Annotated in this window: 10 protein-coding genes; 3 read left to right on the top strand and 7 right to left on the bottom strand. The window is 69.9% G+C overall.

Annotation, left to right across the window (positions count from 1 at the left end):
- Positions 1-70 precede the first annotated feature (70 nt).
- The 3 genes from HG542_RS27740 to clpS all read right to left on the bottom strand — a co-directional run bounded on the left by HG542_RS27740 (position 71) and on the right by clpS (position 2,757).
- A complete protein-coding gene (locus HG542_RS27740; protein WP_171086131.1) occupies positions 71-1,540 on the bottom strand; it encodes an amino acid permease in 1,470 nt (489 codons plus the stop codon).
- 312 nt (positions 1,541-1,852) lie between these two features.
- Positions 1,853-2,446 carry a DUF2017 domain-containing protein gene (locus HG542_RS27745; protein WP_171086133.1) on the bottom strand — a complete coding sequence of 198 codons (594 nt, stop codon included), beginning with the start codon at positions 2,444-2,446 and terminating at the stop codon, positions 1,853-1,855.
- The gene (clpS, locus tag HG542_RS27750) at positions 2,446-2,757 is read right to left on the bottom strand and encodes an ATP-dependent Clp protease adapter ClpS (RefSeq protein WP_171086135.1); all 312 of its coding nucleotides are present in this window, start codon (positions 2,755-2,757) and stop codon (positions 2,446-2,448) included. Before clpS ends, HG542_RS27745 begins: the two co-directional genes overlap by 1 nt.
- 107 nt (positions 2,758-2,864) lie before the next feature.
- Here clpS and HG542_RS27755 point away from each other — a divergent pair, with 107 nt between their 5' ends.
- Both HG542_RS27755 and pncA read left to right on the top strand, forming a co-directional pair.
- A complete protein-coding gene (locus HG542_RS27755; protein ID WP_171086137.1) occupies positions 2,865-4,196 on the top strand; it encodes a nicotinate phosphoribosyltransferase in 1,332 nt (443 codons plus the stop codon).
- A 166-nt stretch (positions 4,197-4,362) separates the two neighbouring features.
- Positions 4,363-4,950 (top strand): pyrazinamidase PncA, encoded by a 588-nt coding sequence (pncA, locus tag HG542_RS27760; RefSeq protein WP_171086139.1) that lies wholly within the window; start codon positions 4,363-4,365, stop codon positions 4,948-4,950.
- A gap of 13 nt (positions 4,951-4,963) precedes the next feature.
- On the opposite strand, the gene HG542_RS27765 is transcribed toward pncA, so the two are convergent.
- Positions 4,964-5,284, bottom strand: a complete 321-nt coding sequence (locus tag HG542_RS27765) for a hypothetical protein (protein ID WP_171086141.1) — start codon at positions 5,282-5,284, stop codon at positions 4,964-4,966.
- Positions 5,285-5,395: 111 nt separating this feature from the next.
- Positions 5,396-7,807, bottom strand: coding sequence for an immune inhibitor A domain-containing protein (locus HG542_RS27770; RefSeq protein ID WP_171086143.1), 2,412 nt, complete (start codon positions 7,805-7,807; stop codon positions 5,396-5,398).
- Positions 7,808-8,143: 336 nt separating this feature from the next.
- Here HG542_RS27770 and HG542_RS27775 point away from each other — a divergent pair, with 336 nt between their 5' ends.
- Positions 8,144-8,413: a hypothetical protein gene (locus tag HG542_RS27775; protein ID WP_171086030.1), complete on the top strand. Its 270-nt coding sequence runs from the start codon at positions 8,144-8,146 to the stop codon at positions 8,411-8,413.
- Here HG542_RS27775 and HG542_RS27780 read toward each other — a convergent pair.
- Together HG542_RS27780 and HG542_RS27785 are read right to left on the bottom strand one after the other, a co-directional pair.
- Entirely contained in the window at positions 8,399-9,040 is a 642-nt protein-coding gene (locus HG542_RS27780) for an RDD family protein (RefSeq protein WP_171086145.1), read from the bottom strand. The two genes, HG542_RS27775 and HG542_RS27780, sit on opposite strands and share 15 nt — an antisense overlap.
- 132 nt (positions 9,041-9,172) lie before the next feature.
- On the bottom strand, positions 9,173-9,975 hold an 803-nt coding region (locus HG542_RS27785), incomplete at its 5' end, for an RDD family protein (protein WP_171086147.1).

The following is a 9,975-nucleotide window of genomic DNA, read 5'->3' on the forward strand; positions in this document are numbered from 1 at the left end:
AATAGGCACGGGCCCGGCCGTTCCTCCGGGGAGGTTCGGACGGGCCCGTTCCGGCGGGAAGCGGAAACGATCAGGCGGCTGCCTCGACCTCCGGGGCCGGGGCCGGGTGCGGCTTGCGGGCGAAGGCCTCGGGGTTGCGCTTCTTGAGCACCAGGTACGAGACCCACATGACCGCGGCCCACACCGGGGCGCAGTACAGCGAGATCCGGGCGTCCTTGTCGACACCCATCAGCACGAACACCATGCCGATGAAGAGCAGTCCGAAGATGCTGGTCCACGGGGCGCCCGGGGCCTTGAACTCCGACTGCGGCAGCACGCCGGCGTCGGCCAGCTTCCGGTAGCGCAGGTGGGACGCGAGGATCATGACCCAGGCCCACAGACCGGAGATGGTGGCGAAGGAGACGACGTAGTCGAACGCCTGGCCGGGCCACTGGTAGTTGATCCACACGCCGACCAGCATCAGCGCTGCGGAGACGGTGGTGCCGCGCAGCGGCAGGCCCTTCTTGCTCAACTGGGCGAAGAACTTGGGGCCCTGGCCGTTGAGCGAGAGGTCGCGCAGCATGCGGCCCGTGGAGTACATGCCGGAGTTGCAGGACGACAGCGCCGCGGTGAGCACCACGAAGTTGACGATGCCGGCACCGGCCGGGAGGCCGATCCTCTGGAACGCCTCGACGAACGGGCTGACGCCCGGCTCGAAGGCGGTCCAGCTGACCACGGACAGGATGATGATGAGCGCGCCCAGGTAGAAGAGGGCGATGCGCCAGGGCACGGTGTTGATGGCCTGGGGCAGGGTCTTCTTCGGGTCCTTGGCCTCGCCGGCGGTGACGCCGACCAGTTCGACGGCCATGAACGCGAACATCACCAGGTGCAGGGTCATCAGCGTGCCGCCGATGCCGTGCGGGAAGAATCCGCCGTCGGCCCACAGGTGGCTGACGGAGGCCGTCTTGCCGGCGTTGGAGAAGCCGAGGGTGAGGACGCCGATGCCGATCAGGATCATGCCCATGATGGCGGTGACCTTGACCATGGAGAACCAGAACTCCAGCTCGCCGAAGAGCTTCACGGAGATCAGGTTGGCGAAGTAGAGGATGACGGTGAAGCCGAGGGCCGAGACCCACTGCGGAATGGACTTGTCCCAGTACTGGACGTAGGTGGCCGCGGCGGTGACCTCGGTCATGCCGGTGACGACCCAGAACAGCCAGTACGTCCAGCCCGTCACATAGCCCCAGAAGGGACCGAGGAACTCGCGGGCGTACTCCGAGAAGGAGCCCGACACGGGGCGGTACATGAGCAGCTCGCCGAGCGCTCGCATGATGAAGAAGATGACCAGGCCGGCGATCGCATAGCCCAGGATCAGGCTCGGACCGGCCTTGGATATGGCCTTGCCCGCGCCGAGAAACAATCCCGTACCGATGGCGCCACCAATGGCGATCATCTGGATCTGCCGGTTGCCCAGTCCCCGCTGGTAACCCTCGGAAGCTTCTGTTCCGCTTCCGTTCTCGTCCCGCACTGCGGTTCGGGACGCGACCTGCTCAGAGGTCATGGTGGTGCGCCTTTCGCTCCATACCGATCCGGTTGCTCCGGATCGGGTTCCGATCCCCCCGGATGGAGTCCTGCGAGTGCCGACGGTCGGTCGGCCAGCGCTCCCGCCGCGACATGGGTGGCGTCACGGAGGCAGGTCGGCAAGATGTATCACGATGTAACAAGGAGATCAGTGGGGCCGGTATGGCGCACGCCACACAAAAAGCAGGACAAAGGTCACAGGCGGCGGCAAGAGCCGCCGCCACGGTAATTCGATCGTTATTCGAATTTGAGCGTCCGCTGAGCGAACACCGGCCTGACGGCACCGAAACGATCAGGCCATGAGCGACTCGACGAGTGTTTCCTGCAGACCCCCGAGCCACAGGTACGCCATCACCATCGGCTTGCGCGGATCCTCGTCCGGCAGCCCGAGCAGGGCCTCGCCGTCGTTCTCGTCGCCGATCTCCAGACGGGTCCCGATCGTCAGGCGGAGATCGTTGAGCGAGCCCAGCCACCGCGCGCAGTCCTCCGGCGACAGACGCAGCACCGCGCCGCGGTCTCCGGCCACGGTCAGCCCGTCGAGGGAGCGCACCATCGCGAGGGCGTCGTCGCGCTTGCGGGCGCGCAGGTCGGTCTCGGTGTAGCGGCGGAATTCGGCTGCGTACGCACGCTCCTGCCGGTCCTGGTCGGTGCCGGGCGTGCCGTAGGCGTCGGGGAAGAGCCGGGCCAGCGCGGGGTCGGACGGCGGCTCGCTCGGGCCCTCGGCAAAGAGCCGGGCCAGCGGGTCGGCGGCGTCCGGTCCTTCGGCCTCCCCCGGCCCGATCAGCTCCAGCAGCTGAACGGCCAGGCTGCGGAGGATGGAGATCTCGACCTCGTCCAGGGCCACGGCGGCCCCGCCGCCGGGCAGCGGCTCGAAGTGCCCCGCCATCAACGGTCCTGCGACAGCGTCGCCCAGAGCCCGTAGCCGTGCATCGCCTGCACGTCGCGCTCCATCTCCTCACGGCTCCCGCTGGACACCGTGGCACGGCCCTTGTGGTGGACGTCGAGCATCAGTTTGCGTGCCTTGTCCTTGGAGTAGCCGAAATAGGCCTGGAAGACATACGTCACATAACTCATGAGGTTCACGGGGTCGTTGTGGACCAGGGTCACCCAGGGCACATCGGGCTCGGTCACCGCGAAGGGGGACTCGCCCGTCTCGGGCCGTTCGATCTCGACCGGTGCAACACTCACGGTTCCCATGCTGCCACTCGCGGGCAGCCGATGCACAAAGGGGTCCCCGTGCGGGGGGCGTGCTTTCGATCACTGAAATCGTCACTCTGACGAGTATTGGAGGTAGCATCTGAGCCATGAATGCTGCGGACTTGAGGCTGCCGGTGGACGTGCCGTCGACGGCCCTCTTCACCGACCGCTACGAGCTCACGATGGTGCAGGCCGCGCTGCGGGCCGGCACCGCGGACCGGCGCTCGGTCTTCGAGGTCTTCACCCGCCGCCTGCCGCACGGGCGCCGCTACGGCGTCGTGGGGGGCATCGGCCGCGTCCTGGACGCCGTCGAGAACTTCCGCTTCGACCGCGGTGTGCTGGACTTTCTCGCCGCGCAGCAGATCGTCGACGAGCCCACGCTCGCCTGGCTGGCCGACTACCGCTTCCGCGGCGACATCTGGGGCTACCCGGAGGGCGAGGTCTACTTCCCGGGCTCGCCCGTCATGCGGGTCGAGGGGACCTTCGCCGAGGCCGTGCTGCTGGAGACGGTGATCCTGTCGATCCTCAACCACGACTCCGCGGTCGCCGCGGCCGCCTCCCGGATGGCCGTGGCCGCCGGTGACCGCCCGCTGATCGAGATGGGTGCCCGGCGCACCCATGAGCTGGCCGCCGTCGCCGCCGCACGCGCCGCCTTCGTGGGCGGCTTCAGTTCCACCTCGGATCTGGCCGCCGGCTTCCGCTACAACATCCCCACCGTCGGCACCAGCGCCCACGCCTTCACCCTGCTGCACGACAACGAGCGGGACGCCTTCACCGCCCAGGTCGCCTCGCTCGGCGGCACGACGACGCTGCTGGTCGACACCTACGACGTCACCGAGGCCGTGAAGATGGCCGTCGAGGTCGCCGGGCCGCAGCTGGGCGCGGTGCGCATCGACTCCGGGGACCTGCTGCTGCTCGCCCACCGGGTGCGCCAGCAGCTGGACGACCTGGGGGCCCAGGACACGAAGATCGTCGTGACCAGCGACCTGGACGAGTACGCCATCGCCTCGCTGGCCGCCGCGCCCGTGGACGCGTACGGCGTGGGCACCCAGCTGGTCACCGGCAGCGGGCACCCCACGTGCTCGATGGTCTACAAGCTGGTCGCCCGCGCGGACTCCTCCGGCGAGGACGCCCCGCTGCGGCCCGTGGCCAAGAAGTCGATGGGCGGCAAGACGTCCATCGGCGGCCGCAAGTGGGCCGCGCGCAGGGTCGACGCGGACGGGGTGGCCGAGGCGGAGGTCGTCGGCACGGGCGAGGTCCCGGCGGAGCTCGCGGACCGGCAGCTGCTGGTCGAGCTGGTCCGCAAGGGCGAGGTCGTCGCCCGGGAGCCGCTGGCCGCGGCCCGCGAACGGCACGTCCGGGCCCGCGCCGGGCTGCCGCTGTCGGCGACGCAGCTCTCCCGCGGCGAGCCGGTGCTGCCGACCGAGTACGTCGGCTAGGACACCCCCGGGGGGCGGCAGCGCGGGGGCGTGAGCCCCCGTTGTTCCCTTGCGCCGTCCGTTCCCCCTCGCACACCCCTACGTGAGTCACTACCCTCGGTCACATCGAGCTGATCTGTTGTTCGACCTGTTCGACCGACGGCCCTCCCCCCAAAGGATCTGCACCATGAACCGTGCACTGATCATCGTCGACGTGCAGAACGACTTCTGCGAGGGCGGCAGCCTCGCGGTGACCGGCGGCTCCGACGTGGCCGCGGCCATAACCGACCATGTGGCCGAGACGGCCGGGATATACGAACACGTCGTCGCGACGCGTGACCACCACGTGGACCCGGGCGAGCACTTCTCGCAGCACCCCGACTTCGAGCACTCCTGGCCGGCGCACTGCGTGGCGGGCACGGAGGGGAGCGGGTTCCACCCGAACTTCGCGCCCGTCATCACCTCCGGGGCGATCGAAGCGGTCTTCGACAAGGGGGCCTACGCGGCGGCGTACAGCGGCTTCGAGGGGACGGACGAGAACGGGGCACCGCTGGAACGGTGGCTGCGGGAGCGCGGGGTGACCGAGGTGGACGTGGTCGGCATCGCCACCGACCACTGCGTACGGGCCACGGCGCTGGACGCGGTGCGGTGCGGCTTCGCCACGCATGTGCTGCTGGACCTGACGGCGGGGGTCGCCGCCGAGACGACGCAGCGGGCGCTGGAGGAGATGCGGGAAGCGGGCGTCGAGCTGAGCGGCAAACCGATCGTGGGGTGAGCCCCGTGGGCGCTCACCCCGCCCGCCGCAACAACGTGGCTATCGGATGCCACGACTCCGTGTCGTCGTCCGGCATCGACCGCCACACGATGCCCTCCGGATGGTGCAGCACCGCCGTGATCTCGTCCGGCGTCGGCGGCTCCGTGTTGCCCCGGAGGTAGACCGCGCGCAGCCCCAGGTTGCGCAGGCGCGTCAACGCGCGGGCGCGGTTGGCCGCGCGGACCAGGACGCGTACGCGCGCGCCCGGCTCGGCGCCGCCGCCGGGCGGCCCCGGCAGGGCCAGGGCGACGACCACGCTGCTGTCCGGGAGTCTTGCGTAGCCTCCGCCTGCCATCGCCTCGCCTCAGCTCTCCGCCGGTAAGACCATCACGAGAGCATCATGGGCACGATGGCCGCCGCCCGCCAGAGGGCGAGGCGGCGGCCGGTTACCGAGCGGTCGCCTTGGTTATCGCTTCGCCGACGGGCCGACCTGGAGGACCATCCAGGAGCCGCCCGGCGCCTGCGCCAGGATCCGGATGCGGGTGTTGGTGTCGGCCAGGCGCACCCCGCCCGTGGGGTTCGCCGGGTCGTAGTAGGTGCCCTTGTGGTCGTCGAAGACCGGAACGCCCGCCTTGCCCTTGACCTTGGCGGCCACGCCGTTGGAGTGCACGGTGTAGCCCGCGGCCGGGAACCAGCTGAACGTCGAGTCGTAGGCCTGGAAGCGGTTGCGCATGAGCGAACCGTCCGCCCACTTCTCGGGCTTGGGGTGGGCGTCGACCGGCAGGATGCGGCCGGAACCGGGGTGTACGCCGACGTTGTTGTCCGCCTGCGAGGTGTCCCACAGCCACACCAACAGGCCGTTCTGGTACGGGTAGTGCTCCACCCGGCCCGGCTTGCTGTCCCGCCAGCCGAAGTTGTACGGGCCGGTCTTCAGGGTCCGGTCGTAGGAGACGTACTGGCGGTTCTCGGCGATGTAGTACTGCGGGTACTCCTTGGTGAAGGAGCCGCCGATGCGCGAAAAGCCGTTGGCCGTCCAGCCGTTGTCGTCGCCCTCGGCGTTGTCCGCGAAGACCGTCCGGCCGTCCGCGGTGAGCGTGATGGCGTCCGCCGTGAAGCCCTTGCCGGAGGTGCCGCCGTCGGTGGCGTAGCGGAAGCGGAGGCCGATCTTCTTGCCCGCGTACGCGTCGAGCGGGAAGGCCAGCTTCCGGTACGCGCCCGATGTGCCGGTCAGGGCCGGGCGGTTGCCGCCGTCGCGGGTGACCGCCTTGCCGTCGGCCGTGCCGTCGAGCGGGGTCCAGTTCGCGCCGTCGTCCGTGGAGACCTCGGTGTAGAGGAAGTCGTAGTTCTCCTCGATGTCCCACCAGCCGGAGAGGTCCAGCGACGCCTTGGAGGCACCGGTGAGGTCCACGGTCCGGGTCAGGGTGTTCTTCAGGCCGTCGCCCTGGCCCGACCACCACTGCCTGGTGCCCTCGGCCGGCTTGACCACGTCGGTGGTGACCTTCTTGGCCGGCAGGTCGACCACCAGGGCCTGCTTGTCCTTGGTGTTGTACTCGGCCACGCCCAGCTTGTGCGTCGACTTCGTCGCGGCCTTGGCCTTGTCGTAGTTCAGCCAGCCCAGTTGGAGCTTGTCCCAGGCGCTCATGTCGCCGGGAAGGTCGCCGATGGTGTCCTTGCCGTTGCCGAGCCAGGAGCCGGAGGACATCAACGACCAGAAGGCGACGGAGGACTCACCGGTTCCGGTGGTGTCGTACTCGTCGGGCAGGCCCAGGTCGTGGCCGTACTCGTGGGCGAAGACGCCGAGTCCGCCGTTCTCCGGCTGCATCGTGTAGTCGCCGACCCAGAAACCGGTGTCGCCGATCTCGGTGCCGCCCGCCTTGTTGCCCGCCGGGCCCGTCTTGCCGGCGTCGGAGCCGTAGGCGTACCAGCGGTGCGCCCAGATGGCGTCCTTGCCCTGCGCACCGCCGCCCGCCGACTCGTCCTCGCCGGCGTGGACGATCTGGAAGTGGTCGATGTAGCCGTCGGGCTCGTTGAAGTTGCCGTTGTGGTTGTAGTCGTTGCGGTCCCACTGGTCGTACTGGGCCAGGGTGGCCTTGATGTCGGCGTCGCTGCGGCCGGCGGCCTTCTGGTCCGCCACCCACTGGTTCACCGCGTCGCGCACCAGGTCCCAGGCGTTGGAACAGTTCGTGCTGCCGCAGTAGTTGGAGCCGTAGCGCGCCTCGTTCCAGGGCACGCGCACCCAGTCGCTGACGACGCCGTCGACCGAGTAGCGGCCCGAGGACTGCTTCTCGTAGTACTTGGCCAGGGACTCCTTGTTCTTGTCGTGCGAGAAATAGAGATCCTGGTAGTGCTGCCGGTCGAAGTCCTTCTGCCAGGCCGTGCTGTTGTCCTTCGCACGGTCCGGCTCCGGTATCCGGTTGTGGGCGGGGCCGGGCGTGCCGCCGTACTTCTTGACGGGCGGCTTGGGGCCGTCGGGCCCGTCCGGGTCGTACATCGTCGTGTCGTCGACCTTGTCGCCGAAGTCGACGAGGATCGTGAAGATCTTGTCGGTCTTCTGCCGGGCGAGCTCGACGTACTTGCCCTTGCCGAGCTGGACGACCGTGGACGGTCCGCGCTTCTCGGCCTTGGCGTCGCCGGAGATCACCTGCTCCAGCGCGGACTTGCGCTGGTCGGCCTGCTTCTTCGAGTAGGGGCCCTTGAGGTCGTGCTCCGCACCGCGCTGCACCTGCGCGGGGTCGTGGCGCTCGACGGCGGCGGGCGAGGGCGAGTCGGTCGGGCTCGCGGCCCAGGCCGTCCCCGTGGTCAGGGTGGCCGCGCCGAGTGCGGCGGTCACCGTGGCCACGGCGGCGGCTCTGAAGCCCCTCCGTTGGCTGCTGTTCACTTGTGAGTGTCCTCCCCAGTAAGAACTGTGGAGGTATTTGACCGGAGTGACGCAAGAAAAGACAGATCTTGACTGAGGCGGTCAACCCCAGTACGTTATGCGGACTTTAAGTTTCGAATAAAGGATGGGGCAAGGGTTTCTTCGATGTGCAACGGGCGCACAACGACGCCCCGTTGATGCCTCCAGTGCATCCACACGCCCCCTGCGCCCTGCCACCATGGGTTAGGTCACGCTTACTGCTGGTTCCCCTCGGGCAGTCAGGACCGTAGAGTCGGAGTGCTGTCCCCTGTCTGCCGACTCGTCGTCCCCGCCGATGTCTTGAGGACGGATACCGCCATGCCGCGTCCGACTCCTGCACAGATCGCCTACGGCTCGGCCACCGTGGTCTTCTCGACCCTCGTCATGCTGCTGCTGTCCCAGGAGCGCTCGGGGTTCGGAGCCGCGGTCGTCGCCCTGACGGCCCTGGTCCTCGGATTGCTCGCCGCCTTCGCCGTCGCGGCGCCACCGCGCCGCCGGCATACACGGACCGCCGTCCGGATCCCCGGGCAGCGGACGCCCTCGCAGACGGCAGCCGCCCCCACGGTCAGCGAGTCACTGCACGGTTGACACCACGACGGTCTTCGCCGCCTTGTCGTGGATGCACTGGTGGTACGGCTGGTCCCATGTGCACCACAGCACATTGATCAGCCAGAACAGGAAGCCGCAACAGGGCACGATCTCCGGCAGGTTGTAGACCGCCGCACGCGTCCAGCCCGCGCTGCCCGCCGGGACGGCGCCGTTGTCCAGCATCCCGACCCGGATCTTCATCGCCATCTTGCCGAGCGTCTGCCCGCGCGAGGTCAGCATCAGCCCCTCGTAGACGAAGTAGACGACGGCGATGAGGATGCCCAGGCCCGAGGTCTTGCCGTTGTCCTGCGTGGGATCCCAGCCGCGGGTGGCCGCCGAGAAGATCGCGGTGATCGGGACGCCGACGATCAGGCCGTCGATGATGCGGGCGACGAGCCGCTTGAACCGGTTCGCCAGCGGCGGCATGCCGGCCAGGGGGTCGGCTGCGCCGTATGCGTTGCCGTAGGGGCTGCCGGGGCCGCCGGGCGGCGGCGGACCGCCGGGGCCGCCGTAGGGCGGGGCACCGCCGTACGGGCCGCCGTGCCGGCCGCCGTACTGATCACCGGGCGGCTCGGACGGCGGCTGCTTCAGGAACGGGTCGTTGTCCTGCGGCTCCTCGGTGCTCATGGCCCGAGTAGAACCCAGGGCACCGCCTCCCGCATCCGCCGCTGTGCCGTTCGGGTTCGGCGGCCGTGCGCGAGTGCGGGCCGTCAGTGGCTGCTCGCGCAGTTCCCACCGGCCCGCAGCCGACGGACCGGCTCAACCCTTGGCCGAGGCCACGAACGTGCGCGCCGCCTTGTCGTGCCAGCACTGCCGCCACGGGCGGTCGAACAGGCACCACAGGACGTTCAGTACACCGATGCCCAGCACGCCCAGCACGGCGTTGACGAGCCAGCGCCGCAGTGCCGTGCCGAACGAGGCCTTGTCGTGCGACTCGATGTCCAGCACCCGCACCCCGAACAGCTTCTTGCCCAGCGTGCTCCCCCACAGCGCGGTCGGCAGCGCCTCGTAGAGCACCCCGCCGACGAGGAGGACCGCCAGCACGATGCCGAGGTACATGCCGGTCGTGCCGTCGAGCAGCCAGACCGTCACCGTCTGGCCGGACTGCCGGGCGCGCTCCACCTTGGCGTCGATGTGGTCGACGGACTTGTCCCACAGCGGCGCCGCGACGGCGCCCACGGCCGTGCCGAGCACGGCCCAGTCGATCAGCCGCGCGCCCAGGCGGCGGCCGAGCGGGGCCGGCCGGCCCTGGGCCTGCGCGGCCATCGCGAAGAAGTCGTCCGCGGGCGGCGGCTTCCACGGCCCCGGCTCCCCCGCGGCGAGCTGGTGCACCTGCTGCGCCCAGCCGACCGGGCCCTGCGGCGGGACGGACTGCTGCTGCTCCCGGACCGGCACCGCGGCCGATGACGGACGGAGCACGGGCGGCGGGCTCTCCTGACGCCGGGCGGGGACCGCGGCGGGCGGCTCCTGGGTGCGCTGGTCCGGCCGGGCCTGCGGGGCGGCCGTGATCTGCGGGGCGGCGGGCGCCGGTTCGGGGCCGCCCGGGAGCGGCGCGGGCGGGC

The organism is Streptomyces morookaense (assembly GCF_013030945.1).
GTDB classification, from domain to species: Bacteria; Actinomycetota; Actinomycetes; order Streptomycetales; family Streptomycetaceae; genus Streptomyces; species Streptomyces morookaensis.

Coding starts and splice junctions, on each gene's coding strand:
- HG542_RS27755 (WP_171086137.1), top strand. CDS start 2,865: ATGAATGCTGCGGACTTGAGGCTGCCGGTGGACGTGCCGTCGACGGCC.
- HG542_RS27780 (WP_171086145.1), bottom strand. CDS start 9,040: ATGAGCACCGAGGAGCCGCAGGACAACGACCCGTTCCTGAAGCAGCCG.
- pncA (WP_171086139.1), top strand. CDS start 4,363: ATGAACCGTGCACTGATCATCGTCGACGTGCAGAACGACTTCTGCGAG.
- clpS (WP_171086135.1), bottom strand. CDS start 2,757: ATGGGAACCGTGAGTGTTGCACCGGTCGAGATCGAACGGCCCGAGACG.
- HG542_RS27775 (WP_171086030.1), top strand. CDS start 8,144: ATGCCGCGTCCGACTCCTGCACAGATCGCCTACGGCTCGGCCACCGTG.
- HG542_RS27745 (WP_171086133.1), bottom strand. CDS start 2,446: ATGGCGGGGCACTTCGAGCCGCTGCCCGGCGGCGGGGCCGCCGTGGCC.
- HG542_RS27740 (WP_171086131.1), bottom strand. CDS start 1,540: ATGACCTCTGAGCAGGTCGCGTCCCGAACCGCAGTGCGGGACGAGAAC.
- HG542_RS27765 (WP_171086141.1), bottom strand. CDS start 5,284: ATGGCAGGCGGAGGCTACGCAAGACTCCCGGACAGCAGCGTGGTCGTC.